The organism is Polaromonas sp. CG_9.7 (assembly GCF_015752205.1).
In the GTDB taxonomy this organism is placed as follows: Bacteria; Pseudomonadota; Gammaproteobacteria; order Burkholderiales; family Burkholderiaceae_C; genus Polaromonas.
On the sequence record NZ_JADOVG010000003.1, the window covers coordinates 185,804 to 211,808 of the forward strand.

Consider the following 26,005-nt stretch of genomic DNA (forward strand, 5'->3'; position numbering starts at 1 on the left):
CTATTAAATAAATAGCTGCTTGCGCCCGCCCCTATTGCGCAAACAGGCTATTTCATCACTCAACCCGGACAATTCCCGTCGGCTTGAAGCCCAGGTCGGCCGACTTGCCTTTGCGCGCGCGCACGCTGCGCGCGTTGTTCAGGCTGCGGATTTCCAGCGTTTCCTCGCGTGCCTTGGCACCGCGCCCGATGCCTTCAATGCGCACACTGCGGGTGTAAGCCGCAGCGCCAGCGAGCGCGTCCGTGCCCTCCAGGTCAATCAGCATCAGGCCGCGTCCGCCCTTTTCCATCTGTTTGATCTCGGCGATGTCGAAGGTCAGGATGCGCTGGCCCGTCGAGGCGCAGGCCACGTGCGTGGCGGGCGTCACCGGCTGGCTGCCCGACGTGCCCTTGACGTGCGACGGACGGCAGATCGTCTCGCTCCCACCCTCACGCTCATTCAGCGTGAGGAAAGCCTTGCCGCTCTTGTTGCGCGACACCATGTTTTCCACCGTCGCCAGGAAACCATAGCCGCCCGAACTCGACAGCAGCAGCATGGCCGAAAGGGGACCGGCAAAGTAGTGCAGCAACTGCGTGCCTGACTCCAGTTCGATCAGCGTCGTGACCGGCTGGCCGTCGCCGCGCGCACCGGGCAGCAGCGCCACCGGCACCGAATACAGCCGGCCATTGCTGCCAAAGGCCAGCAGCATGTCAACCGTGCGGCATTCAAACGTGCCATACAGCGCATCGCCGGCCTTGAAGGCAAAGCTGGCGGGCGCATGGCCGTGGCCGCCACGCGCGCGCACCCAGCCCTTGCTGCTGACCACCACCGTGACCGGCTCGTCCACTACCTTGACTTCCAGCACCGATTTTTTCTCGGCCTGGATCAGCGTGCGGCGTGGGTCGGCGAACTGTTTCGCATCCGCTTCAATTTCCTTGGTCATCAGCCGGCGCAGCGCTGTCGGATTCCCCAGGATGTCTTGGAGTTTGCCCTGCTCGTCGCGCAAGGTTTTCAGTTCCTGCTCGATCTTGATGGCTTCGAGCCGCGCCAGCTGGCGCAGACGGATTTCCAGGATGTCCTCGGCCTGCCGGTCGCTCAAAGCGAAACGCTCGATCAGCGCCGACTTGGGCTCGTCCGACTGGCGGATGATGGCGATGACCTCGTCAATGTTCAGCAGGACGATCTGTCGTCCCTCAAGAATGTGGATGCGCGCCAGCACCTTGTCGAGCCGGTGCTGCGAGCGCTTTTCAATCGTCGTCTGGCGATAGGCGATCCACTCGTTGAGCATCTGGCGCAACGACTTTTGCGTCGGCCGGCCGTCCAGACCGATCATGGTCATGTTGATGGGCGAAGAACTCTCCAGGCTGGTGTGCGCCAGCAGTGTGTTGATGAGTTCGGCCTGGGGCGTGCGGCTGGTCTTGGGCTCGAACACCAGGCGCACGGCGGCGTCCTTGCTCGATTCGTCGCGCACCACGTCAAGCACCGCCAGCACGGCCTGCTTGAGCTGAACCTGGTCCAGGCTGAGCGCCTTCTTGCCAAGCTTGATCTTGGGGTTGGTGATGTCCTCGATTTCTTCAAGCACGCGCTGGGTGCTGACGCCGGGCGGCAGTTCCTGCACGACGAGCTGCCACTGGCCGCGTGCCAGTTCCTCGATCTTCCAGCGCGCGCGCACTTTTAGCGAGCCGCGTCCGGTGCGGTAGGCCGCCGCAATCTCGGCGCTGCTGGAGATGATCTGGCCTCCGCCGGGGTAGTCGGGGCCGGCGATCAAGGCATACAACTCTTCTTCGGTCAGCTTGGGGTTTTTGATCAGGGCGACGCAGGCATCGGCCACCTCGCGCAGGTTGTGGCTGGGGATTTCGGTCGCCAGTCCGACGGCAATGCCGCTGGCGCCGTTGAGCAATGTGAACGGCAGACGCGCCGGCAACTGGCGCGGCTCCTCGGTCGAGCCGTCGTAGTTGGGGATGAAATCGACCGTGCCTTCGTCGATCTCGTCCATCAGCAGCGTGGTGATGCGTGCCAGCCGGGCTTCGGTGTAGCGCATCGCGGCGGCGCCGTCGCCATCGCGCGAGCCGAAATTGCCCTGGCCGTCGATCAGCGGGTAGCGCTGCGAAAAGTCCTGCGCCATGCGCACCAGCGCGTCATACGCGGCCTGGTCGCCGTGCGGGTGAAAGCGGCCCAGCACGTCGCCGACCACACGCGCGCACTTGACAGGCCGGGCGCCGGTCGCGCCGTTCGGACCGCCAAAGGCCAGGCCCATGCGCGCCATGCTGTAGAGAATTCGCCGCTGGACCGGCTTCTGGCCGTCGCAGACATCGGGCAGCGCCCGGCCCTTGACGACGCTCAGGGCATATTCAAGGTAGGCGCGCTGGGCATAGGACGCCAGCGAGTCTTCGTCAGGCGCGGCAGGCGTCGGCAGTTCAGCATCAGGCGTGAAAAGATCCATGGTTTTTGTAATCAGTCAGTGAGTGGTCAAGCATTGGAAAAGGACCAGGCGCAAGCATGGTCCTTTTCAGATCCATCCGGGATTAGACGCGAAGCCGCAAACAAGGCATTAAAAGCCAGGCAAAAGAACGTCCGGGCCAGATGATGTGGAAATGGAAAAACAGGAATAGAGATGGGTGGCAAGGCCGGAATTTCCAGCCAGCCACTTAATGCAACAAAAGTAACCTGACGCTAATTGTGAAGGCTTGATGTGTGAAATTGCACGGCTTTTTTTTAAGCCTGCGATCTTCCGGCAGGAAACCTGATTCGTGCGCTGACACCAGCGGCTACTCGCGGGGAAGCCCAACGCGCGACAGCGGGTAAGCTGACTCGCCCAGCGTTGGCAGGCTGGCGCGTCCGCCATTTGTACCCGTCAGCTCCACATGCACCCGCCCAAGCGGTGCTTTCAACGCAGGCGGCGTCAAGCCGCTGTAGAGCTGCATGACGGTCTTCACATAGTTCTGGGTTTCGGGGTAATTGGGAATCCGGTTGCCTGCCCGTTGCACGGCGCCTTCACCGGCGTTGTAGGCAGCCAGCGCCAATTCGAGCCGACCCGGAAACATGTTGATCAGATAGGCCAGGTAACGCGCGCCCGCCCGGATGTTGGTTTTTGGATCGGTCAGCTTTTTCTCAATCGAGCCATCCTTGCCAGCGGTGACGCCATAGCGCTGGGCGGTCGGCGGTATCAGCTGCATCAGGCCCACGGCGCCCTTGGGCGACACCGCAAAGGTGTTGAAGCCGGACTCGGTGGCAATCAGCGCCTTGAGCAGTGAATAGTCGATGCCATGCTTGCTGGAGGCTTCGCGCAAGAGCGGACTCACTGCTTTGTAGCTGGGCGACCGTTCGAAAAAAGCCTCCATCTTGGGCGAAAGCACCACCACGTTGGCCACCGCAGGTGCGGCAATCGGCTCCACTGCGCTCTCCTGCGCCTTGCGAGGGGCCGCCATCACGCGGTACGGCTCGATGCTGTCGCGCAGGAAAATCTCGTAGCGCTCGTCCAGGCGGCTGGAGGCGAAATGCGGAATCCGGTCCTCGTCCACATAACCCCAGATGTCAGCCTGCGCCGGAGCGGCATACAAGGCCAGCAGCACCAGCGTTGCCAGGAGACTCGCACGCGTGCGCAGCGTTTTTCGGGGTGGTGCTGTAGCAGCGGGAAATGCGTCAGGTAACGGATCAGTGGTCATTAAATATCAATATCCACAGCGTCTCCATGCAGTTCCATCAACTCGCGACGCGCTGCGGCTTCTCCCTTGCCCATGAGTTTAGTGATGAGGCTTTCGGTCTGCAAGAAATCCTGGTTACCCAGTTGCACCGGCAGCAGGCGCCGCGTGTCGGGGTTGAGCGTGGTGTCCCAGAGCTGCTCGGCGCTCATTTCGCCCAGGCCCTTGAAGCGGCTGATGCTCCAGGCGTTTTCGCGCACACCGTCCTTGCGCAGCTTGTCCAGGATGGCGGTCAACTCGCCTTCGTCCAGCGCATAAACCTTGGACGCCGGCTTCTTGCCGCGCGCCGGCGCATCGACGCGGTACAGCGGCGGGCGCGCCACATACACATGGCCGGTTTCAATGAGCTTGGGGAAATGCCGGAAAAACAGCGTCAGCAGCAGCACCTGGATGTGCGAGCCGTCCACGTCGGCGTCTGACAGGATGCAGACCTTGCCGTAGCGCAGGCCGCTCAGGTCCGGCGTGTCGTTCGGTCCATGCGGGTCGACGCCGATGGCGACTGCAATGTCGTGGATTTCGGTGTTGGCAAACAGCCGGTCGCGGTCCACTTCCCAGGTGTTGAGCACCTTGCCGCGCAGTGGCAGCACCGCCTGGCTTTCCTTGTTGCGGCCCATCTTGGCGCTGCCGCCAGCCGAATCTCCCTCGACCAGAAAGACTTCGTTGTTCGCCAGGTCCTTGCTTTCGCAATCGGTCAGTTTGCCAGGCAGCACGGCCACGCCGGAGCCCTTGCGTTTTTCCACCTTCTGGCCGGCCTTCTGGCGCGTCTGCGCGGCCTTGATGGCAAGTTCGGCCAGCTTCTTGCCGTAATCGACATGCTGGTTCAGCCAGAGTTCGAGCGACGGGCGCACGAAGCTGGAGACCAGCCGCACCGCATCGCGCGAATTCAGCCGTTCCTTGATCTGGCCCTGGAACTGCGGGTCCAGCACCTTGGCGCTCAACACATAACTGGCGCGGGCAAACACGTCCTCGGGCAGCAATTTCACGCCCTTGGGCAGCAGCGAATGGAATTCAATGAAACTCTTGACCGCGGTGAACAGGCCGTCGCGCAACCCGCTTTCATGCGTGCCGCCGGCGCTGGTCGGGATCAGGTTGACATAGCTTTCGCGCACCGGCGCACCATCTTCAGTGAAAGCGACGCACCAGCTGGCGCCCTCGCCTTCGGCAAAGGTTTCGTGCGCATTGTCGGCAAAGCCTTCGTTCTCGAACATCGGGATCACCGGATCGGCGGTGAGGGTCTGCATCAGGTAGTCGCGCAGGCCGCCCTTGAAAACCCAGGTTTGAACGTCCCTGGTTTTCTCGTTCGTCAGCGTGACGGTCACGCCGGGCATCAACACCGCCTTGCTGCGCAGCAGGTGCGTCAGCTCGGCCATTGGCAGCGCCGGCGATTCAAAGTATTTGGCGTCGGGCCAGGCGCGCACCGTGGTGCCGGATTTACGGTCGCCGCCTTCGTTTTTGCGCAGCACCAGCGGCTCGATCACGTCGCCGCCGGAAAACGCCAGGCTGGCGACCTTTCCTTCGCGGTAGGACGTCACTTCAAGCCGGGTCGACAGCGCGTTCGTCACGCTGACGCCGACGCCGTGCAGGCCGCCGGAAAAGCTGTAGGCGCCGCCCTTGCCCTTGTCGAACTTGCCGCCGGCATGCAGTCGGGTGAACACCAGCTCGACCACCGGCGCCTGCTCTTCGGGGTGCAAGCCAAAAGGAATGCCGCGCCCGTCGTCCTCGATGGTCACCGAGCCGTCGGTGTGCAGCGTGACCTTGATTTTCTTGCCGTGCCCGGCGAGCGCCTCGTCGGCCGAGTTGTCGAGCACTTCCTGGATGATGTGCAGCGGATTGTCGGTGCGGGTGTACATGCCCGGGCGCTGCTTGACGGGCTCCAGGCCCTTCAGGACGCGGATCGAGCTTTCGGAATAAGCGGGAGGAGCAATGATGTTTTTGTCGGCCATGGGTGTTCAGGTGTTGTCTGAATTGTAGACGGGGAAGGCTTGATCAGCTGTACGAACATACAGCCTTTGAGTCCGGCCATTTCCGTGCCCAAAGATTGAACCGGTCAAATTTTGCTCAGGCGACAGTCTCTGTAAGGCATTGTCGTTAAAGTCTGTTCATGACTTCAAGCGCGCTTTCGTCCCCCCAAAAACTGTCGATGTTCCAGGTTCTGGCGTGTGGCGCGGCCATCGTCACGCTGTCGATGGGCATCCGGCATGGCTTTGGCCTGTGGCTGCAGCCCATCACCCAGGCGCAGGGCTGGACACGCGAAACCTTTGCCTTTGCGATTGCGGTGCAGAACCTGTCTTGGGGCATCTTCGGTATCTTTGCCGGCATGGTGGCCGACCGTTTCGGCGCGTTCCGGGTGATTGCCGGCGGCGCGGTGCTGTACGCCCTGGGCCTGGTCGGCATGGCGCTGTCGCCAACCGGCCTGCTGTTCACGCTGACCGCCGGCGTGCTGATTGGCGCGGCCCAGGCGGGCACCACCTATGCGGTGATCTACGGCGTGATCGGCCGCAATATTTCGGCGGACAAGCGCTCATGGGCCATGGGCGTGGCGGCAGCTGCAGGCTCGTTCGGCCAGTTCCTGATGGTGCCCACCGAGGGTTTTTTGATCAGCACACTGGGCTGGCAGACGGCCCTGCTGGTGCTGGGCGGCGCCGTGCTGCTGATCGTGCCCGTGGCGCTGGGCTTGCGCGAAAACGGTTTTTCAGGCGGCGTGCCTGCCAGGCGTGACCAGAGCATCGGCCAGGCGCTGCGCGAGGCGCTGAAGTACCCGAGCTTCCAGATGCTGATGGCGGGCTACTTTGTCTGCGGCTTCCAGGTGGTCTTCATCGGCGTCCACATGCCCAGCTATTTGAAGGACAAGGGGCTGTCGCCGCAGGTGGCCGGCTACGCGCTGGCATTGATCGGCCTGTTCAACGTGTTTGGCACCTACGCGGCGGGCGTGCTCGGCCAGCGAATCGCCAAGCGCAAGATCCTGGCGACGATCTATTTCTCGCGCGCCATCGTGATCAGCGTGTTCATCGCCGCGCCGCTGAGCCCGGCCAGCGTCTATATTTTTTCCAGCCTGATGGGTTTGCTGTGGCTCTCGACGATTCCGCCGACCAACGCGGTGGTGGCGCAGATTTTCGGCATCCAGCACATGTCAATGCTCAGCGGCTTTATCTTCTTCAGCCACCAGATTGGCTCCTTCATGGGCGTGTGGCTGGGCGGCTTTCTGTATGACCGCACCGGCAGCTACGACATTGTCTGGTACATCGCCATCGTGCTGGGCGTGCTCGCCGCGCTCATCAACCTGCCGGTCCGGGAAACACCGATTCACCGGGTCAGCCCGGGTGGCCTGGTGCAGGGCGCTTGAGATGCTGCGCAAAGCCGTGCTGTGGAGCCTGGCCATCGCGGTATCGCTGGGCGTGTTTTCTCTCTACACGCGGCCAGAGTTCCTGATCTCACTGGCCGACCAGGTATGGTCGTGTTTTTAAGGCTTTTTTAAAATTTCAAGCTTTTTAAGCCTTTTGCGAAAGCAGGACATGCGTTTACAGCTACATAAATGATAGTAAAAAAACCGGATTCCGACACTTTTCATGCAGACGCAGCAGCGCCGTCTTCCTGGGTGCAGCGCTGGTCGCATCTGGTCACTCCGGGCGGTGTGGTGCTTGACGTGGCCTGTGGCCATGGCCGCCATGCGCGCTGGTTTCATCAGCAAAATCACCCGGTCGTGCTGGTGGACCGGTCGCAGGCCGCGATTGAATCCATAGCAATTCCTTCGCATGCCTGTGAAGCCATGGTGGCCGATATTGAAAATGGTCCCTGGCCTTTTGCGGGCCGCCAGTTCGATGCGGTGGTGGTGGCCAATTACCTGTGGCGTCCGCTGATGCCGACCCTGCTGGACAGCCTGGCGCCCGGCGGTGTGCTGATTTACGAAACCTTTACGCAGGGCAACGAGACGGTGGGAAAACCCTCAAGGCCTGACTTTCTGCTGCGTCCTGGCGAACTGCTGGAGACCTGTCGCACGCTGCGTATCGTCGCCTTTGAAGAGGGCTTTCTCGAAGGCCCCAACGGGGAAAAGCCGCGTTTTGTTCAGCGCATCGCCGCTGTCCGGGAAGTGATGGATGCAATGTATTCAGGCGGGGTGCTGCCGGTGACAGCGTCCGGCCCGCCCAGGTACCCACTTTCCTGAGCTCTGGGTAGAATGCATATTTGGCTTTTTGGGTCGGCCTTGAGCGCCTTGAAGCCGCTTCATCACACCAGCCACGACGTTACAAGCACGACATGAACCCCATTACTGGCAGCATTGTTGCTCTGGCAACCCCCTTGCATGAAGACGGAAGCGTTGACTACCCCACGCTGCGCAAACTCGTTGACTGGCACATCGCCGAGGGCACCGACTGCATCGGCGTGGTCGGCACCACCGGCGAATCGCCAACAGTGAACGTTCAGGAGCATTGCGAGATCATCCGCGTTTCGGTCGAGCAGGCCGCCAAGCGGGTGCCGATCATGGCGGGTTGCGGCGCCAACTCCACCGCTGAAGCCATCGAATTGGCAAAGTTCGCCAAACAGGTGGGCGCCGACTGCCAGTTGCAGGTGGTTCCGTATTACAACAAGCCGACGCAGCAAGGCCAGTACCTGCACTTCAAGGCGATTGCCGAGGCCGTGGGCGACCTGCCGACGGTGCTCTACAACGTGCCCGGCCGCAGCGTCGCCGACATGGCGCATGCCACCGTACTGCGCCTGGCCGAAGTGCCCGGCATTGTCGGCATCAAGGAAGCCACCGGCAACATCGAGCGTGCCCAGTGGCTGATCAAGGAAGTACCCAAGGGCTTTTCCGTGTACTCTGGCGACGACCCGACAGCCGTGGCGCTGATGCTTTGCGGTGGCCAGGGCAATATCAGCGTGACCGCCAACATCGCGCCCCGGCTCATGCACGAGTTGTGCATGGCGGCCATCGCTGGCAACGTCAGGCTGGCCATGGAGTTGCAGTTCAGGCTCTTGCCAATGCACCGCAACCTGTTCGTCGAAGCCAATCCGATCCCGGTCAAATGGGCCATGGCCCGCATGGGCCTGTGTGGCAACACGCTGCGCCTGCCCATGACACCGCTTGAATCCAGCAACGAAGCTGCCGTCGAGAACGCCTTGCGCGCTTGCGGCCTGATCTGATTTTTAAGGGACCCCACGTGAAGACATTGCCGAGATTCCCCCAGCGCCCAGCCCTGCGCAAAGCCCGCAGCGCAGCTGCTCTTTCCGCGCTGGTTGCCGCCAGCCTGCTGGCAGGCTGTTCGACCATCCGCGACACCATGGAAGGCGAACGCATCGATTACAAGACCAGTGGTACCAAAGGCCCTTCGCTCGACATACCGCCCGACCTGACGCAACTCAGCCGTGACACCCGCTATGTGGTGCCGGGCACGGCCGTCAGCGCCAGCAGCTACCAGATCGCCCAGCCGACGCAGAGCGTCACCACGGCGGCCGCCGCAGTGGGCGATGTGCGTATTGAGCGAGCCGGCAATCAGCGCTGGCTGGTGGTCAACCGCTCGGCAGACAAGCTCTGGACGCCGGTGCGCGATTTCTGGCTTGAAAACGGATTCCTGCTGGCACAAGACCAGGAAAACCTCGGCATCATGGAAACCGACTATGCGGAAAACCGTGCCAAGCTTCCGCAGGACTTCATCCGCAATGCCTTGGGAAAAGTTTTTGACAGTCTGTACTCGACCGGCGAGCGCGACAAATTTCGCACCCGCCTGGAGCGCCGCCCCGACGGCGGAACCGAAATCTATGTCAGCCACCGCGGCATGGAAGAAATTGTCACGGGCGCCAAGGCCGGCGGCAATTCGGCTGGCGGCGACGGAACAATCTGGCAGCCGCGCGAGAGCGATCCTGAACTCGAAGCAGAGTTCTTGCGCCGCCTGATGGTCAAGCTGGGCGTGACGCAGGAGCAGTCCAAGGCACTGGTTGCCGCCGGTGCCACCAGACAGACCTCGCGTATTGCCATGGTCAACAACCTGCCCGTGGTGCAGATCGATGAAGGCTTTGAGCGCGCCTGGCGCCGGGTCGGTCTGGCGCTGGACCGCACCGGCTTTACCGTCGAAGACCGTGACCGCAGCCAGGGCACCTACTTCGTGCGTTATGTCGAGCCGACCGCCAACAAGAGCGAACCTGGCTTTTTCAGCAAGCTCTTCAGCGGCTCGCCTGCAGCCGTCATGCCCTTGAAATACCGTATTTCGGTCAAGGGCGAAGGTGAAAAGTCCACGGTTTCTGTGCTCAATGAACAGGGAACACCCGACTCATCCGCCAATGCCCAGCGCATCGTCCGCGTGATTGCCGACGACCTGAAGTAAGAACGGTCAAAACGGCGAACCCGCAGGCAGCTGACCGGCAGTGTTGCGATTCAAGAGTCTGGGCAGCGGCAGCGGCGGCAACGCCACGGTGGTGGAGTCTGGCGGATTGCTGCCCTTTCGCCTGCTGGTGGACTGCGGCCTGGGGATCCGGCAACTCACCTTTCGCCTGGCCCAGTCCGGATTGCAGCCCGAAGACATCAATGCGGTGTTCATCACCCATGAGCATGGTGATCACATTGGCTGCGCACACGCACTTGCGCTGCGCTACAGGATACCGGTATGGATGAGTCAGGGCACGTATTCGGCCATCGGTTCCCCTGACTTTGACGGCTTGCTGCATATTGCGCGGGATGCCAGGGCGATTGACATGGGCGGCCTGCAAGTCATGCCGTTCACTGTTCCGCATGACGCCCGCGAGCCGCTGCAGCTCAGCTGTAACGATGGCTCGTCAAAGCTGGGCATCCTGACCGACTTGGGCCATGCAACGCCGCATGTGATCGCGCACCTGCAAACCTGCCATGCTTTGCTGCTGGAATCAAACCACGATACCGAACTGCTGGACCAGTCGGCGTATCCCCATTTTTTGAAGCGGCGCGTGAGCGGCGACTATGGTCATTTGTCGAATACAGCCGCAGCCGCCATTGCCAGTGCCGTGACCCATGGCGGTTTAAAGCATTTGGTAGCGGCGCATCTGAGTGCCAAAAACAACCATCCTTGCCTGGTCCAAGACGTGCTTTCAAGCGCTTTGGGCTGCCTGCCGGGCGACATTCTGGTGGCCGATCCGGCCAGTGGCACACCTTGGCTGCAGTTTTGATGCGCCATGAAAAAAGCCGCCCGGAGGCGGCTTTTTAGAAATCAGGAAGTCTTACTTTGCAGCGGATGCAGCAGTATCGGCAGACATAGCAGCGCTGCCTGCAGCAGAAGCAGCGTCGGTAGCAGCGCTCACAGCTGCATTGGCAGAGTCAGCAGCGGCGGAAGCGGCGCCGGTGGCGGCTGCAGCGGCGGCGGCAGCAGAAGGAGCCTCTGCAGGAACCACAACGACGGAAGGAGCAGGTGCAGGAGCAACGACTTCTTCTTTTTTACCGCAGGCGGCCAGTGCGACAGCTGCAACGATGGCGGCCAGTACGAGGGACTTGTTCATTTTTACGATCCTTGATGATATTTAAGAAAACAATTTCCGGAAATTGTCAAAACTCAGGCTCAAACAAAAAATTCAAGCAATGTCCTGACCTGTGAGGAAAGGACTCGAGCTCTTTCTACCCAGCCTCAAATTATATGCTGCAGAGCACAAGCATGAAAACCCTTAATCGCTCAAAATAAGCGGACAGATGTCGGCCTGCAACTGGAAAACCACACTCACAAACCCAGACAAGTTGCGGGAAATCCCGCTGAACTGGCCAAAAGGTGTTCGTTGATGCGCTCTTTCAAAGTGCTGCGACGGGTTAGGTCCACCCCGGCAACGCCTGTGCAGTGCGGGCTGTCCAGCCGTTCAAACACCCATACCGGACTCCACAACACGCTGGGCAGGTGGCCTGCCGAAGCCGCACCACTCTTGCGGCACTCGACCACATGCGCCCAGGTCCGCCGCCAAGTGACGAAGCGCGCATGCTTGCGCACAATGGCATCGTAATGATCAGCCAGCAAGGTGAGCTTGCGGCCGCTTCCTGCCCAGTCATTCAGCGCCTGCGCCACCACCCGCTCGCCCAGTGGCCAGTCGGCAAAGTCCGGATCACACCAGATCATTTCACGCCAGCCATGCGCCGCCGCCGCCGCCAGGGCCTGGCGAACCAGTTCTGCGAATTCGCTGCGGCCACTGAAGCGGCCTTCGTGCAGCAGTAAAGGTGCTGCGCCTGCTTGTGCAGATGTCATGCTGACTGGCTCCTTGTGTTCAGCAGAAATTCAAGTCTTCAACCCTTGCCTGAAACCGATTGTTATTTCTGCTCAAGCCAGCCTGCGTCATGCCAGTCGCCCAGCAAGGCAATGGCGCTTCGACTTGCCTTGCGCAAATCGGTTGCCGCCAGTTGGCGCTGGTTCGCCAAGCGCTGCATCAAGGCAGCATCGGCGCCTTTGGCCCGGTAGCTTTCGCCATTGATGAAGATGTGATCAATGTCGTACATCATGCGGGTACGCGCATCCAGCGCAATGCCAGTCTGGCCGGCCTTGGCGGCTTCACCATCCCAGGCCTGTTCGGGCTCGTCAAACCAGATGCCCGGTTTCGGCTCGGACATGGATTCGCCCAGCGCGCACGCCAGCGCTATCGGGTCCTTCAAAGCTTCAAGCACCGCCTGGCGGGCAAAATCCGCCAAGCCGACGGGCATGGCAGCTGGCGTTTCGGTGGCAGGCTGCGCGGGGTCGCGGTACATGCGCGGGGGTACAGCGCGCGCGCTCTGGTTTTCTTCGTCAACCGATTGGGCGGCGTCTTCTCGCATTTCAGCCAGCCGGTGCAGCAGGTCAGAGGTCAGCTCGCCCTGCACCGGACAGCGAAAACCGATTGAATAGGTCATGCACTCATCGGGTTTTCCGTCCAGCCCGATGCTGGCCTCGGCAATGCCGTCATGGGCATAACGCGGCGGCAGGTAGAGCATGTCGCCGGCTTCCAGCACGAATTCCTCGTCCGCTTCAAAGTTTTGCAGGACTTTGAGCGGCATGCCCGGCTGCAGTGAAAAGTCTTTCTGCTTGCCGATTTTCCAGCGCCGGCGGCCGCTGGCCTGAAATAAAAATACGTCGTAACTGTCGAAATGCGGCCCCACACCGCCGCCCGGGGTGGCAAACGAGACCATCAGGTCATCCATGCGCGCATCGGGAACGAAACGAAACTGCTGCAATAACGCATGTCCGGCAGGCTCATGCAAATCCACCCCCTGAACCAGCAAAGTCCAGCCTGGCTGGCCAAGCGGAGGCAGACTCCGGGTGGCAAACGGTCCTTTTTTCAATGTCCAGCCCTGATCCTTCTGGACGATCAGGCGCGACTCGACCTCTTCCCGGGCAGCGAGTTTGGCCAGCGCCGCGCGGCTGAGAAAAGGCTGATAGCCGGCAATGGCCTGACGCACCAGCAGGGGCTTTTTCTGCCAGTGGCGGCGCATGAACTGGGCCGGCGTAAGGCCGGCGAGAAGGGAGAGGGGCTGATTGACATCCATGGGACAATTGTCGGATGAAAATCACCCCGCAATGCGTCGTTGCCCTGACCTGGACGCTGAAAGATACTTTGGGCGATGTGCTGGACGAACTCGATGAGCCGGTCGAGTTCCTGCTCGGCGGCAATGACCTGCTGGCCAGCATCGAGGAAGCCCTGCTTGGCCATGTGACCGGCGACACTCTGGAGCTGCACCTGGAGCCAGAAAACGCCTTTGGCGACTACGACGAAAACCGGGTGTTTCTTGAGCCGCGCAGCATTTTTCCGGTCGAACTCGAAGAAGGCATGACGTTTGACGGCGCGGCCATGCCGTCAGGCGCCACCGCGCAGATTCCAGCCGAACACATTTATACCGTGACCGACATCTACCCCGAGCATGTGGTGCTGGACGGCAACCACCCACTGGGCGGCATTGCCATCCGGCTGGCGCTGAAGGTCGAATCGGTGCGCGAAGCCACTGCGTCAGAAATCGGCCAGGGTTCGCTGGGCACCGGTTTCTTCAAGCTGGAGCCCACGGCATCCGGCAATGACACGCTGCATTGAAAAGCACCGCAGCGCTCTACTCGCCTAAAAAAAAGCGGCGCTGCAGATCAGACTGCAGCGCCGCTTTTGCGTCAGGACGCCTGCGGATCAGTAACGGAACAGCTGGTTGTTCTGGATCCTGACACGGTCGCCAATGCGCAACTCGCCGGTGGCTGGCACGTCATAGGCGCGCGCGCCGCCGTTGTCCAGCTGGACAGTGACTCGGTAGGTCTGGCTGACGTTGGGGCTTCGGTTGTTGTTCTGGATGGCATTGCCGGCCACCGCACCGCCGACAGCGCCAGCGATCGCGGCAAAGTCGCGGCCGCTGCCGCCGCCGAACCGGCTGCCAACTACCGCGCCGGCCACACCACCCAGAACTGCGCCGAGGCCGGGAGTTTGCGCTTGCGCTTGTCCCTGGAACACCTCGATGTTGTTGACACGGCCATATTCCGAGTAATTGCCTTGCTGGTTTTGAGCTGGGTACTGGGTTTGCCCCGGATACTGGGTTTGCGCGGGGTACTGGCTCTGTCCGGGGTACTGGGTTTGTCCGGGGTATGTTGGTGCCGGATACGACGACACCTGGCCCTGATTGTCCATGGGTACGGTGCCGCAGGCGGCCAGACCGGCGAGAACAAGCACTGAAGCGGTTATTGAAACAAAGCGGGATGTACGTTGCATAAAATTCTCCTGGAAAGTGTCATTGATTTTTCTTCCTGACTAGGCTTTTGTTTTTGAATTCAGCCAAGCGTAAAGGAATCTGCAGTATTGATTTGAAATGAAAGTGCTTGTGTTTCAGGTCAGGTCCAAACCTTAACCTGCGTCGGGCAAGACAATCAACTTGAATAGGACAGACCCGCATGCGCTGGATTAGTTGCAGCGCCTGATCAAGCTTTACCTGTTGAGCCATAACCGCCCTCACCCCGCTCGGTGGCGACGAATTCGCTCACCACCCTGAATTGCGCCTGCACCACCGGAACGATCACCAGTTGGGCGATGCGCTCCATGGGCTCGATGGTGAAGGGCACGTCGCTGCGGTTCCAGGCACTGACCATGAGCTGGCCCTGGTAGTCGCTGTCGATCAACCCGACCAGGTTGCCCAGCACGATGCCGTGCTTGTGGCCCAGCCCGGAACGCGGCAGGATCATTGCGGCATAGCCGGAGTTGTGCAGGTAAATCGCCATTCCGGCTGGAATCAGCTGCCATTGGTTGGCGCCCAAAGTCAGGGGCGCGTCCAGGCAGGCACGCAGGTCCAGGCCGGCGCTGCCGGGGGTGGCGTAGGCGGGCAAATTGCCTTGCAGGCGCGGGTCGAGGATCTTGATGTCGATGTTCATGGCTTGTTTTTGGGAAAGGTTGAGGGTGCTTTTCGGGCGTCTTCGGCAGCGCGCCTGGCCAGCGCAGCCATTTTGTTGACGAAAGTGCCCGGCGGCTGTGATCGCAAGCGATAGATAAGCCAGGCGGCATACGCCGCCAGCATCGGAATGAACAAAAAGCCGGCACCGGGAACGAAACGGCCCAGGATTTGTGTGGCAACCCACAGGACGAAGGCCCATCTGACATGCCGCATAAAAGGAATACGCGTACCGGATTTCAGCCCCTGCACCACTGGCGGCAAACCCGGAACCGCTACAGGCGCGCCAGCCACTGGCCTACTCCTGGCCACCGCCTGGGCGGCCGTCAGGCGGTCGATGTAGCGAACAAAGTCTCCGTCAGGCGGAGTATTCGAGGGCTGCATCACGGGGCCGTGATGTGCTGCCCGGCGGACACATGGGTTTGCATCCGTCGGGCTATTTCGATGATCAGCTGCCGCGCCAGCGAGCGCTTGGACGCCCGTGGCAATTCAATGCTGCCCTGCGCGTCGACCAGCAGGAGGGCATTGTCGTCCTGTCCAAAAGTGTCGGGGCCGATGTTGCCTACCAGCAGCGGCACCTGCTTGCGCAAGCGCTTGGCCTGCGCGTTTTCCAGCAGGTCATGGCTTTCGGCCGCAAAGCCGACGCAAAACAGCTGGCCCGCTTGCGCTGCTGGCGAGCAGGCCACGCTGGCCAGGATGTCGGTGTTTTCGATGAAAACCAGCTGCGGCGTCTGGCCGGAGCCGTCCTTCTTGATTTTCTGCAACGAAGGGTCGGTCGGCCGCCAGTCAGCCACCGCCGCCGTTGCTATGAAAATACTAGCTGACTGCAAATGCCCAGTAACCGCAGAGTGCATATTTGATGCAGATTTCACATCGATTCGCGTGACACCGCGCGGCGTGGCCAGGCTGACCGGCCCGGCCACAAGCGTGACCTCGGCGCCGGCTTCGCGCGCTGCGCGGGCGATGGCAAAACCCATCTTGCCGCTCGACAGGTTGGTGATGCCGCGCACCGGGTCAATCGCTTCGTAGGTCGGTCCGGCCGTGACCAGCACGCGCTGTCCCCACAAGACCTTGGGTGTGAAAAAGGCAATCAGGTCTTCAAGCAGTTCGCCCGGCTCCAGCATTCGGCCGTCGCCGGTTTCGCCACAAGCCTGAAAACCCGTGCCGACGCCCAGCACCGTGGCGCCGTCCTGCACCAGTTGCGCCAGGTTGCGCTGTGTGGCCGGATGCGCGTACATCTCGCGGTTCATGGCCGGTGCGACCAGCAATGGCACGGTGCCGATAGGCCGTGCCAGGCACATCAGGCTCAGCAGTTCGTCGGCCCGGCCCTGGACCAGCCGGGCGATAAAGTCGGCGCTGCACGGCGCAATCAGGACCGCATCGGCTTCGCGCGACAGGTTGATGTGCGCCATGCTGTTCGGCTCGCGACCGTCCCACTGGTTCATATAGACCGGCCGGCCGCTGAGGGCCTGCATCGTGACCGGCGTGATGAACTGGGCAGCCGCCTCGGTCATCACCACCTGGACCGTGGCACCCGCCTTGACCAGCAGCCGGCACAATTCGGCCGATTTGTAGCAGGCAATGCCGCCCGACAGCCCGAGCACGATATGTTTGCCGACCAGCTCAGTGGATTCGTGGCTGCCCGGCGTATTGGCTTGATATGTCATGGCAGGCAATGTAGCAGTTCCCGCAGAGCGCCAAAGCGCCCTGTCCCATGCGGCCTTGTCTGACATCCGGGCGGTATCACAGCTTTCAATCGGGCCGATGGCAGCGCTCTAGCATTCATTTTCATGATCTTCATTGCGGTTAAAACCCCACCACAAGGAGCCTGCCATGGCTGACAACCCCCCTTCGGCCGCGCTGGCCGGACCTTCCCAGCACACCGTCGGGTTGCGCATCAATGGGCAGGATCACCAGCTGGAAGTGCAGGCCTGGGTGTCATTGCTGGACCTGTTGCGCGACAAGCTGCAGCTCACCGGCACCAAGAAAGGCTGCGACCACGGCCAGTGCGGCGCCTGCACGGTGCTGGTCGATGGCCGGCGCATCAATGCCTGCCTGACACTGGCGGTGATGCAAAACGGCCGCGAGGTCACCACCGTCGAAGGCCTGGCCAGCTTGGTGGCCGGTCCGGAGTTGCATCCGCTGCAGCAGGCTTTCATTGACCATGATGCCTTTCAGTGCGGCTATTGCACGCCGGGCCAGCTGTGCTCGGCTGTGGGTCTTGTCAACGAAGGTCACGCCAAGACGCCGGACCAGGTTCGCGAATTGATGAGCGGAAACATTTGCCGATGCGGCGCGTATCCGCAAATCGTACAGGCTGTGAGCGTCGTCGCGCTGGGCGCTCGGCCGGCCAGTGCACCCGCCACGGCGAAGACACCTATCGTGGTCGGGGCGGTGCCAGCATGAACAACTTTTCTTTTTCTTCCGCCAATGCCGTCGATGCTGCACTGGAACAGATTGGCTCTGGCCCCGGTTCCACCACGGCGGCAGGCTTTGCCAAATTTATTGCCGGCGGCACCAATCTGCTCGACCTGATGAAGGAAAACGTGATGCGTCCGGCGCGGCTGGTGGACATCAATCCGCTGTCGCTAAGCGGCATCGACGCCCTGCCAGACGGCGGCCTGCGCCTGGGTGCACTGGCACGAAATGCCGACACCGCCTACCACCCGCTGGTCGCCAGTCGCTACCCGCTTCTCAGCGCAGCCATTCTGGCCGGTGCTTCGGCGCAGATCCGCAACATGGCCAGCAACGGCGGCAACCTGCTGCAGCGCACGCGTTGCTATTATTTTTATGACACCGGCGTACCGTGCAACAAGCGCGAGCCCGGCAGCGGTTGCCCGGCCATCAGCGGGCTGGCGCGCCTGCATGCAATTTTGGGAGCCAGCGATCAGTGCATTGCCACGCACCCGTCGGACATGTGCGTGGCGCTGCGCGCGCTGGATGCCGTGGTGCAGGTGCAGTCGCCGCGCGGCGGCCGCGCTATTCCCATGGCCGAATTTCACCGCCTGCCGGGCGAGCAGCCCGACAGGGATACCACGCTGGCGCACGACGAGCTGATCACCTCGATAGACCTGCCCGCGCCTTCACCGGGCTTTGTGGCGCATTCAGCCTACCTCAAGCTGCGCGACCGGGCCTCCTATGCGTTTGCGCTGGTGTCAGTGGCTGCGGCGCTGGACATTGATGCTGACGGTTTGGTAAAAGAGGCACGCATTGCCTTGGGCGGCGTGGCGCACAAACCCTGGAGAGACCCGCAAGCCGAGGCGCTGCTGGTGGGCCAGCCCGCCAGTCCGGCTGCATTTGCACAGGCTGCTGACCATCTGCTGCGCGGCGCCAAGGCGCAGGGTGTCGGGCCGGGCAGCAATGCCTTCAAGATTCCGATGGCACAGCGTGCCGTGGTGCGGGCGCTGGAAACGGCGCTTGCGGGCACCGTGACAAATACAGGCCATAACGACAACCCGAAGGATGTGCCATGAACGCAGTGCTACAGGAAGACGTACAGCCGGTGGCCGAACCCGGCACAGGTCTGGTGGCCAAGGGCGATTCGATTTCGCGCATCGATGGCCCGGCCAAGGTGACGGGCCAGGCGCGTTATGCCGCCGAACACAGCGCTCCCGACATGGCGTATGGCGTGGTGGTGAACAGCACCATTGCCAAGGGGCGCATCACCGCCCTGCACCTGGACGAAGCGCGCGCCGTACCCGGCGTGCTCGACATCCTGTCGCACCAGCACCGGCCCAAGACGCGCAAGCTGGACCTGTTCTACAAAGACATGACCGCGCCGGCTGGCTCGCCCTTCAAGCCGTTTTACAGCGATGGCGTGCTTTACAGCGGGCAACCGGTGGCGCTGGTGCTGGCCGAAACCTTCGAGGCGGCGCGCTATGCCGCTGCTCTGGTGAAAGTGACCTACGACGAAGAGCCGCACGATACAAATTTGCTGGCCAACCTCTACCGCAGCCACAAGCCGAGCCGGCTGAAGGCGGGCTTTTCGCCGCCGCCCAAGCCCACGGGCGATGCCGATGCGGCCTATGAAGCCGCGCCGGTGCGCATCCACACTGACTTCTACAGTGGCGTAGAGCACCACAACCCGATGGAAATGCACGCCAGCACCGTGATTCGTTCGGACGATGGCCACCTGACCATCTACGACAAGACGCAAGGCGCGCAAAACAGCCGCTGGATGGTGTCGCAGGTGTTTGGCCTGTCCAAGGACAAGGTGACAGTGAAAAACCCGTTTGTCGGCGGCGCTTTCGGCTCGGGCCTGCGGCCGCAGTATCAGCTGATTCTGGCGGTGATGGGCGCATTGCAACTCAAGCGTTCGGTGCGCGTGGTGCTCACGCGCCAGCAGATGTTCACCTTTGGCCACCGGCCCGAAACCTGGCAGCGGGTAAAACTTGCCGCCGAACGCGACGGCACGCTCAAGGCCGTGGTGCATGAAGCGGTAGCCGAAACGTCACGGCTTGAAGACTACGTGGAAGTGGTCGTCAACTGGTCAGGCCAGCTCTACCAGTGCGACAACGTGCGGCTGGACTACAAGCTGGTCGCGCTTGACCAGTACAGCCCAATGGACATGCGGGCGCCCGGCGCAGCGCACGGTGTGCATGCCCTGGAGGTGGCGATGGACGAGTTGTCGTATGCCCTGGGCATGGACCCGCTGGCGCTGCGGCTTAAAAACTACGCCGAGCGCGACGCGGCAAGGAACCTGCCCTACTCCAGCAAGGAACTGCGCGCCTGCTACGCCCAGGGCGCTGAGCGCTTTGGCTGGGCCAGCCGTCCGGCTGCACCGCGCTCAATGAAAGCGGGCAATGAACTGATCGGCTGGGGCATGGCCACCGGCACCTGGGATGCGCTGCAGATGCTGGCGCGCGCGGGCGCCGTGCTGCACGCGGACGGCCGGCTCGTGGTCAGCAGCGCGGCCAGCGACATTGGCACGGGAACCTACACCGTGATGAGCCAGATCGCTGCCGCCGCCATGGGTCTGCCGCTGGAGCAGGTAACGTTTCGTCTTGGCGACTCAACGCTGCCGTTCGCGCCGGTCGAAGGCGGCTCTTCGCATGTCGCCACTGTTGGCTCTGCGGTCGAGGGCGTGTGCGAGAAACTGCAGAAAAAGCTCTGGAAACTGGCCCGGGCCATGCCTGATTCCCCGTTTGAAGTGACAGCCTCGCATGAAGTCGAATGTGTCAACGGGTGCCTGCAACTGATCAAGATGCCAGGCTCGGCCGTGCCATTCGCCGCCATCCTGGCGCACGCCGGGCTCAGTCACATCGATGAAAAATACCTGATGCTGCCCAATGCCCTGAAACAAAGAAACTATGTGCGCGCCACGCATTCAGCGGTATTTTGCGAGGTGCGGGTGGACGAGGCCTTTGGCACCGTGCGCGTGACGCGGGTGGTCAGCGCGATCGCGGCGGGCCGGATCATCAGCGCCAAGACGGCGCGAAGCCAGATCGTGGGCGGCGTGGTCTGGGGCATCAGCCAGGCGCTGCATGAGGAAACCCACAGCGATCACGCGCTGGGCCGCTTCATGAACCACAACCTGGCCGAATACCATGTGCCGGTGAACGCCGACATCCATGACATTGATGTGATCTTTGTCGACGAAGACGACCGCATCGTCAGCCGCCTGGGCGCCAAGGGTGTGGGCGAAATCGGCCTGGTTGGCGTGTCGGCGGCAGTTTGCAATGCGATTTATCACGCCACCGGCCGGCGTGTTCGCAGCACCCCAATGACGCCCGACAAGGTCATGACCCCAGACTAAATGCTTCTTTTTTAATAGCTGCTTGCATATATGCAGCTTGCGCTAAAGGCATATTTAGTCAAAAAAATAAATACCGCATTACATTCAGACGGCCAACGGACCCTTTCTCAAACCCAGCAACTGCTCGGCACGACGCAAGTCTTCCAGCGTGTCGATGTCCAGAATGCAACCCGTGTCCTGTACCGGCCAAAGCGTTTCGCCCCAGGCGCGCACCAGGGCAGCAGCGCCCTGCGGGCCGGCAAGCTGCATTAATTCAGGCCCGCAGCGCGCCGAGAACCGCACCGGGTGGCCGCGCTGCAGGCCATTGACCGAACCATTTCCATGGGTCGTCCTCACCAGTGGCACCACCACGTCCAGCGACTGCGGGGCCTGCGCGATCTGGCGCAGCGTTTGCGGCTGCACCAGTGGCAGGTCACCCGGCAAGATAAGCCAGGCCGGGCTGCCTGCCGTGGCGCGAACACCGGCGGCAATCGAGTCGCCCATGCCGGGGTGGCTGGCCGCTTCAAGATGCCAAGGCAGCCCCGAGGCCTGCACTGCCCTCAGCGTGTGATCCAGCACGGTGCAGTCGCCGAGCCGGGCCTGCAGCTTTGAGCCATTCCCGCCGCTGGTCACGAAACGTTTGCCGCGCCCGGAGGCCAGCACGACCACCATGGGTTGCCCGGTCATGGCTTCAGCCCTGCACCGCTGCCGCGCTGACGGGACGGGCCACCAATGGCTGCGCGTTCTTGACCTCGATGATCTGCGCCATGACCGACACGGCAATTTCCGCAGGCGTGCGGGCGCCGATGCGCAATCCCACCGGCCCATGCAAGCGGTCCAGTTCCAGCGCACTGAGTTCGAAATGCTCGGCCAGGCGCTGCTTGCGCGTGGCCTGGTTGCGCGCCGAACCGAGTGCGCCCACATAAAACGCGTCAGAGGTCAGCGCCTCCAGCAGTGCCATGTCGTCCAGCTTGGGGTCGTGCGTCAGCGCGACGATGGCGGTGTGTGCGTCGGGCAGAAGTTCGCGCACCACGTCATCGGGCATGCCGGGCAGGCGCGTCACGCCCGGCAGGTCTTGCGTGACCAGATAAGCATCGCGTGGATCGCACACCAGCACCTCGAAGTCGAGCATCAGCGCGATGCTGGCCACCGCCTGGCTCAGCTGGCCGGCGCCAATCAAGAGCAAGCGCCATCGCGGGCCAAACACCGTGGTCAAGGTGAGGCCGTCAAACTGCAAACCTGCGCCGCGTGCGGCATCGCTGAGCGTGACCTCGCCAGTGGCCAGCGTCAGGGTGCGCGCCACCAGTTGATGCCGGGCCGTGCGCTGCAGCACGTCTTCGACCCAGGCGGTCACTTCAAGCGACTCCTGCACCAGCCGCAGCGTGCCGCCGCAAGGCAGGCCAAAGCGCGCCGCTTCCTCGCGGCTGACGCCATACGCCATCATGGACGGCTTGCGGTTGAAGTCACTGTGGGCGCCCTCGCCTGAGCGGATGCGTGCAATCAGGTCGTCCTCGACGCAGCCGCCCGAAACCGAACCGCTCACCGCGCCGTCACCGCGTACGGCCAGCAGCGCACCGGGCGGACGGGGCGCGCTGCCCCAGGTTTGCACCACCGTGACCAGCGTGACCGGCCAGCCGGCGCGGTGCCAGTCCAGAGCCTCGGCCAGCACGCGCAAATCCAGACTTTCCATTTGATGCTCCAAAGTTCGGCAAATACAAGCGCTCCAGTGTGTCCAAAGCGGGATGTTTTTGTGTGAAGGACGCGGCCGACTCCGCCGGACAGCCAACCCCTATAATCTCCGTTTACCACCTTAGCGAACTTGCAGGTTCGTACATGGCATGACCAAATTTGTCTTCGTTACCGGCGGTGTAGTGTCTTCCCTGGGCAAGGGAATCGCCTCAGCCTCACTGGCTGCCATCCTTGAATCGCGCGGCCTCAAGGTCACCCTCATCAAGCTCGACCCCTACATCAATGTGGACCCGGGAACCATGTCGCCTTTCCAGCACGGCGAGGTGTTCGTGACCGAAGACGGCGCTGAAACCGACCTGGACCTGGGCCATTACGAGCGTTTTGTCGAAACGCGGATGCGCAAGGCCAACAACTTCACCACCGGCCAGATTTACCAGAGCGTGCTGGAAAAGGAACGCCGCGGCGACTACCTCGGCAAGACGGTCCAGGTGATCCCGCACATCACCAATGAAATCCAGGACTTCATCAAGCGCGGCGCGCGTTATGACAAGCCAGACGCTGTGGATGTGGCGATTGTCGAGATCGGCGGAACGGTGGGCGACATCGAGTCCCTGCCCTTCCTCGAGGCGGTTCGCCAGATGAGCCTGCGCATGGGCCCGAACAACACTGCCTTTGTGCACCTCAGCTACGTGCCGTGGATTGCCGCTGCCGGCGAACTCAAGACCAAGCCGACGCAGCACACCGCCAAGCAGCTGCGCGAGATCGGTATCCAAGCCGATGTGCTGCTGTGCCGCGCCGACCGCCGCATTCCCAATGAGGAGCGCGAGAAAATCTCGCTGTTCTCCAATGTGCCCGAGTGGGGCGTGATCTCGATGTGGGACGTGGACACCATCTACAAGGTGCCGCGCATGCTGCACGAGCAGGGCCTGGACGGTCTGATCTGCGACAAGCTGCGGCTGAACACGCCACCGGCCAACCTCAAGCGCTGGGACGACCTGGTGTATGAAACCGAGCACCCGCAGTCCGAGGTCAGCATTGCCATGGTCGGCAAGTACGTCGAACTGAGCGACAGCTACAAGTCGCTGAACGAAGCCCTGCGCCACGCCGGCATGAAAAACCATGCCAAGGTGCGCATCACCTACCTCGATTCTGAAACCCTGAACCCCGACACCGTGTCGTGCCTCGCCGCGTTCGACGGCATCCTGGTGCCCGGCGGCTTTGGCATCCGCGGCGTCGAAGGCAAGATCTGCGCGGCGCGCTTTGCCCGCGAAAACAAGATTCCCTATCTCGGCATCTGCCTGGGCATGCAGGTGGCGACCATCGAGTTTGCACGCCATGTCGCCGGACTGAAGGACGCCAACAGCACCGAGTTTGACCCGGCCACCAAGCATCCGGTGATTGCCCTGATCACCGAATGGAAGGACGCCGATGGCACCATCAAGACGCGCCATGCCAAGTCCGACCTGGGCGGCACGATGCGCCTGGGCGCGCAAAGCTCCGACGTGGCGCCGAACACCCTGGCGCACCAGATCTACGGCAACGTGGTGACCGAGCGGCATCGCCACCGCTATGAAGCCAACGTCAACTACCTGGAGGCGCTGCGCAAATCCGGCCTGGTGATTTCAGCGCTGACGCAGCGCGAGAACCTGACCGAAATCGTCGAGTTGCCGCAGGCGGTACACCCTTGGTTCATCGGCGTGCAGTTCCATCCCGAATTCAATTCGACACCATGGAACGGCCATCCGCTGTTCAATGCCTATATTGCTGCCACCCTGGCACACCGCGATGCGGCCAGCCTGGCGCAAACGGCAAACGCGGCCACACCCCTCAAAGTGGTGGCATCGGCATGAACCCCTGCGGACGCGGGACCGCGCGGGCGCAATCGCCAGCACCGGTCGCTGCCCCGAATGCCGTTTGGTTCAGGTAGGCCAAAACCTGTCTGAAAAAACTTCTTCTTTTTACTTCCCAAGGAAAAAAATGAGCGCAATTGTTGATATCGTCGGCCGCGAGATTCTCGACAGCCGTGGCAACCCCACCGTCGAATGCGACGTGCTGCTGGAGTCCGGCGTGATGGGCCGGGCAGCCGTGCCGTCAGGCGCCTCCACCGGCTCGCGTGAAGCCATCGAGTTGCGCGACGGCGACAAGTCGCGCTACCTTGGCAAGGGCGTGCTCAAGGCCGTGGGCCATATCAACAATGAAATCTCTGAGGCCGTGCTCGGCCTGGATGCCAGCGAGCAGGCTTTCCTGGACCACACGCTGATCGAACTCGACGGCACCGACAACAAGTCGCGCCTGGGCGCCAACGCCATGCTGGCCGTTTCCATGGCCGTGGCCCGTGCCGCCGCCGAGGAAGCCGGCCTGCCGCTCTACCGCTACTTTGGCGGCATGGCGGCGGTGCAAATGCCTGTGCCCATGATGAACGTCATCAACGGCGGCGAGCATGCCAACAACAACCTGGACATCCAGGAATTCATGATTATTCCGCTGGGCGCGCCAAGCTTTCGCGAAGCCCTGCGCTACGGCGCCGAGGTGTTCCACGCGCTGAAGAAAATCCTGCACGACAAGGGCATCAGCACCGCCGTCGGGGACGAAGGCGGATTTGCGCCCAACGTGACCAACCATGAAGCCGCAATCCAGATGATCCTGGAGGCCATCGACAAGGCCGGTTTTGTCGCTGGCGAACAAATCGCGTTGGGTCTGGACTGCGCTGCTTCCGAGTTCTACAAGGACGGAAAGTACGAACTGAGCGGCGAAGGCCTGAGCCTCACCGCACAGGAATGGACCGACATGCTGGCCACCTGGGTTGACAAGTACCCGATCATCAGCATCGAGGACGGCATGGCCGAAGGCGACTGGGACGGCTGGAAAATCCTGACCGACCGCCTCGGCAAGAATGTGCAGATTGTCGGCGACGACCTGTTCGTCACCAACACCAAGATCTTGAAGGAAGGCATTGACAAGGGCATTGGCAATTCGATCCTGATCAAGATCAACCAGATCGGCACGCTGACCGAGACCTTCGCCGCCATCGAAATGGCCAAGCGCGCTGGTTACACCGCCGTGATCTCGCACCGTTCTGGCGAAACCGAAGACTCGACGATTGCCGACATCGCAGTCGGCACCAATGCCGGCCAGATCAAGACCGGTTCGCTGTCGCGCTCGGACCGCATGGCCAAGTACAACCAATTGCTGCGCATCGAGGAAGACCTGGGCGAAGTCGCTGTGTACCCCGGCCGCGCCGCTTTCTACAACCTGCGCTAAGGCATTTGTCAGCCCATGGGCAAGCGCTTATTGGTTCCTGCCGTACTGGTCCTGCTGCTCGGGCTGTTCCAGGCCCAGCTGTGGATGGGCCGCGGCAGCATTCCCAGCGTGCGCGAGATGCAGCAGCGCCTGGAAGATCAGTTGGAGAACAACAAGCTGCGCCAGGCGGCCAACGAGCAGCTGGGTACCGAGATCAAGGATCTGCAGGAAGGCTTGGGGATGGTCGAGGAAAAAGCCCGCAGCGAACTCGGCATGGTCAAGCCCAATGAAATGTTTGTCCAGCTCACCGAGTAAGCCGCCCGGCCAACGCCTGTTGGGCGG

The 26,005-nt window shown here is 62.0% G+C and carries 24 protein-coding genes; 12 read left to right on the plus strand and 12 right to left on the minus strand.

The features are described from left to right. Positions 1-55 precede the first annotated feature (55 nt). The 3 genes from parC to IWX87_RS04720 form a co-directional block, all read right to left on the minus strand. A complete protein-coding gene (gene parC, locus IWX87_RS04710; protein ID WP_196862356.1) occupies positions 56-2,422 on the minus strand; it encodes a DNA topoisomerase IV subunit A in 2,367 nt (788 codons plus the stop codon). Positions 2,423-2,747: 325 nt separating this feature from the next. Continuing rightward, the gene (locus IWX87_RS04715; RefSeq protein ID WP_196862357.1) at positions 2,748-3,644 is read right to left on the minus strand and encodes a lytic transglycosylase domain-containing protein; all 897 of its coding nucleotides are present in this window, start codon (positions 3,642-3,644) and stop codon (positions 2,748-2,750) included. Next, a complete protein-coding gene (locus IWX87_RS04720) occupies positions 3,644-5,623 on the minus strand; it encodes a DNA topoisomerase IV subunit B (RefSeq protein ID WP_196862358.1) in 1,980 nt (659 codons plus the stop codon). Before IWX87_RS04720 ends, IWX87_RS04715 begins: the two co-directional genes overlap by 1 nt. 158 nt (positions 5,624-5,781) lie before the next feature. Here IWX87_RS04720 and IWX87_RS04725 point away from each other — a divergent pair, with 158 nt between their 5' ends. From IWX87_RS04725 to IWX87_RS04745, 5 genes are all read left to right on the plus strand, one after another. After that, on the plus strand, positions 5,782-7,023 hold the full coding sequence (locus IWX87_RS04725; protein ID WP_196862359.1) for an MFS transporter: 1,242 nt from the start codon (positions 5,782-5,784) through the stop codon (positions 7,021-7,023). 189 nt (positions 7,024-7,212) lie between these two features. After that, the gene (locus tag IWX87_RS04730) at positions 7,213-7,842 is read left to right on the plus strand and encodes a bifunctional 2-polyprenyl-6-hydroxyphenol methylase/3-demethylubiquinol 3-O-methyltransferase UbiG (protein ID WP_196862360.1); all 630 of its coding nucleotides are present in this window, start codon (positions 7,213-7,215) and stop codon (positions 7,840-7,842) included. A gap of 92 nt (positions 7,843-7,934) precedes the next feature. Further along, complete coding sequence (gene dapA / locus IWX87_RS04735; protein WP_196862361.1) at positions 7,935-8,819, plus strand: 4-hydroxy-tetrahydrodipicolinate synthase; 885 nt, start codon at positions 7,935-7,937, stop codon at positions 8,817-8,819. A 17-nt stretch (positions 8,820-8,836) separates the two neighbouring features. Continuing rightward, complete coding sequence (gene bamC / locus IWX87_RS04740) at positions 8,837-9,997, plus strand: outer membrane protein assembly factor BamC (protein ID WP_370583764.1); 1,161 nt, start codon at positions 8,837-8,839, stop codon at positions 9,995-9,997. A gap of 40 nt (positions 9,998-10,037) precedes the next feature. After that, entirely contained in the window at positions 10,038-10,811 is a 774-nt protein-coding gene (locus IWX87_RS04745; RefSeq protein ID WP_196862362.1) for an MBL fold metallo-hydrolase, read from the plus strand. Positions 10,812-10,862: 51 nt separating this feature from the next. On the opposite strand, the gene IWX87_RS04750 is transcribed toward IWX87_RS04745, so the two are convergent. The 3 genes from IWX87_RS04750 to IWX87_RS04760 all read right to left on the minus strand — a co-directional run bounded on the left by IWX87_RS04750 (position 10,863) and on the right by IWX87_RS04760 (position 13,134). Next, the gene (locus IWX87_RS04750) at positions 10,863-11,138 is read right to left on the minus strand and encodes a hypothetical protein (RefSeq protein WP_196862363.1); all 276 of its coding nucleotides are present in this window, start codon (positions 11,136-11,138) and stop codon (positions 10,863-10,865) included. A gap of 215 nt (positions 11,139-11,353) precedes the next feature. Further along, positions 11,354-11,866 carry a hypothetical protein gene (locus IWX87_RS04755; RefSeq protein WP_196862364.1) on the minus strand — a complete coding sequence of 171 codons (513 nt, stop codon included), beginning with the start codon at positions 11,864-11,866 and terminating at the stop codon, positions 11,354-11,356. Positions 11,867-11,928: 62 nt separating this feature from the next. Further along, on the minus strand, positions 11,929-13,134 hold the full coding sequence (locus IWX87_RS04760) for a cupin domain-containing protein (RefSeq protein ID WP_196862365.1): 1,206 nt from the start codon (positions 13,132-13,134) through the stop codon (positions 11,929-11,931). A 14-nt stretch (positions 13,135-13,148) separates the two neighbouring features. On the opposite strand from IWX87_RS04760, the gene IWX87_RS04765 reads away from it, so the two are divergent. Beyond that, positions 13,149-13,673, plus strand: a complete 525-nt coding sequence (locus IWX87_RS04765) for a peptidylprolyl isomerase (protein WP_196862366.1) — start codon at positions 13,149-13,151, stop codon at positions 13,671-13,673. An 87-nt stretch (positions 13,674-13,760) separates the two neighbouring features. Here IWX87_RS04765 and IWX87_RS04770 read toward each other — a convergent pair whose 3' ends face one another. The 4 genes from IWX87_RS04770 to coaBC all read right to left on the minus strand — a co-directional run bounded on the left by IWX87_RS04770 (position 13,761) and on the right by coaBC (position 16,667). Then, positions 13,761-14,330 carry a glycine zipper 2TM domain-containing protein gene (locus IWX87_RS04770; protein ID WP_196862367.1) on the minus strand — a complete coding sequence of 190 codons (570 nt, stop codon included), beginning with the start codon at positions 14,328-14,330 and terminating at the stop codon, positions 13,761-13,763. A 206-nt stretch (positions 14,331-14,536) separates the two neighbouring features. Beyond that, entirely contained in the window at positions 14,537-14,983 is a 447-nt protein-coding gene (gene dut, locus IWX87_RS04775; RefSeq protein ID WP_196862368.1) for a dUTP diphosphatase, read from the minus strand. Further along, a complete protein-coding gene (locus tag IWX87_RS04780; RefSeq protein WP_196862369.1) occupies positions 14,980-15,384 on the minus strand; it encodes a hypothetical protein in 405 nt (134 codons plus the stop codon). Before IWX87_RS04780 ends, dut begins: the two co-directional genes overlap by 4 nt. Continuing rightward, entirely contained in the window at positions 15,384-16,667 is a 1,284-nt protein-coding gene (gene coaBC, locus IWX87_RS04785) for a bifunctional phosphopantothenoylcysteine decarboxylase/phosphopantothenate--cysteine ligase CoaBC (RefSeq protein WP_196862370.1), read from the minus strand. The genes IWX87_RS04780 and coaBC overlap by 1 nt, the downstream gene beginning before the upstream one ends. A 166-nt stretch (positions 16,668-16,833) precedes the next feature. Here coaBC and IWX87_RS04790 point away from each other — a divergent pair, with 166 nt between their 5' ends. The 3 genes from IWX87_RS04790 to IWX87_RS04800 are packed head-to-tail and all read left to right on the plus strand — an operon-like array spanning position 16,834 to position 20,755. After that, positions 16,834-17,406 (plus strand): (2Fe-2S)-binding protein, encoded by a 573-nt coding sequence (locus IWX87_RS04790; RefSeq protein ID WP_196862371.1) that lies wholly within the window; start codon positions 16,834-16,836, stop codon positions 17,404-17,406. Then, positions 17,403-18,473 carry a xanthine dehydrogenase family protein subunit M gene (locus IWX87_RS04795; protein WP_196862372.1) on the plus strand — a complete coding sequence of 357 codons (1,071 nt, stop codon included), beginning with the start codon at positions 17,403-17,405 and terminating at the stop codon, positions 18,471-18,473. Before IWX87_RS04790 ends, IWX87_RS04795 begins: the two co-directional genes overlap by 4 nt. After that, the gene (locus tag IWX87_RS04800) at positions 18,470-20,755 is read left to right on the plus strand and encodes a xanthine dehydrogenase family protein molybdopterin-binding subunit (RefSeq protein ID WP_196862373.1); all 2,286 of its coding nucleotides are present in this window, start codon (positions 18,470-18,472) and stop codon (positions 20,753-20,755) included. The genes IWX87_RS04795 and IWX87_RS04800 overlap by 4 nt, the downstream gene beginning before the upstream one ends. A gap of 84 nt (positions 20,756-20,839) precedes the next feature. On the opposite strand, the gene IWX87_RS04805 is transcribed toward IWX87_RS04800, so the two are convergent. Together IWX87_RS04805 and IWX87_RS04810 are read right to left on the minus strand one after the other, a co-directional pair. Continuing rightward, a complete protein-coding gene (locus IWX87_RS04805; protein WP_196862374.1) occupies positions 20,840-21,421 on the minus strand; it encodes an NTP transferase domain-containing protein in 582 nt (193 codons plus the stop codon). A 4-nt stretch (positions 21,422-21,425) separates the two neighbouring features. Next, complete coding sequence (locus IWX87_RS04810) at positions 21,426-22,424, minus strand: XdhC family protein (RefSeq protein WP_196862375.1); 999 nt, start codon at positions 22,422-22,424, stop codon at positions 21,426-21,428. Between the two features lie 148 nt (positions 22,425-22,572). Between IWX87_RS04810 and IWX87_RS04815 the strand changes: the two genes are divergently transcribed. The 3 genes from IWX87_RS04815 (at position 22,573) to IWX87_RS04825 (ending at position 25,978) form a co-directional block, all read left to right on the plus strand. Continuing rightward, a complete protein-coding gene (locus tag IWX87_RS04815) occupies positions 22,573-24,273 on the plus strand; it encodes a CTP synthase (RefSeq protein WP_196862376.1) in 1,701 nt (566 codons plus the stop codon). 127 nt (positions 24,274-24,400) lie between these two features. Next, positions 24,401-25,684, plus strand: coding sequence for a phosphopyruvate hydratase (gene eno / locus IWX87_RS04820; protein ID WP_196862377.1), 1,284 nt, complete (start codon positions 24,401-24,403; stop codon positions 25,682-25,684). Between the two features lie 15 nt (positions 25,685-25,699). Further along, positions 25,700-25,978, plus strand: a complete 279-nt coding sequence (locus tag IWX87_RS04825) for a septum formation initiator family protein (RefSeq protein WP_196862378.1) — start codon at positions 25,700-25,702, stop codon at positions 25,976-25,978. The last annotated feature ends 27 nt before the right edge of the window (positions 25,979-26,005 follow it).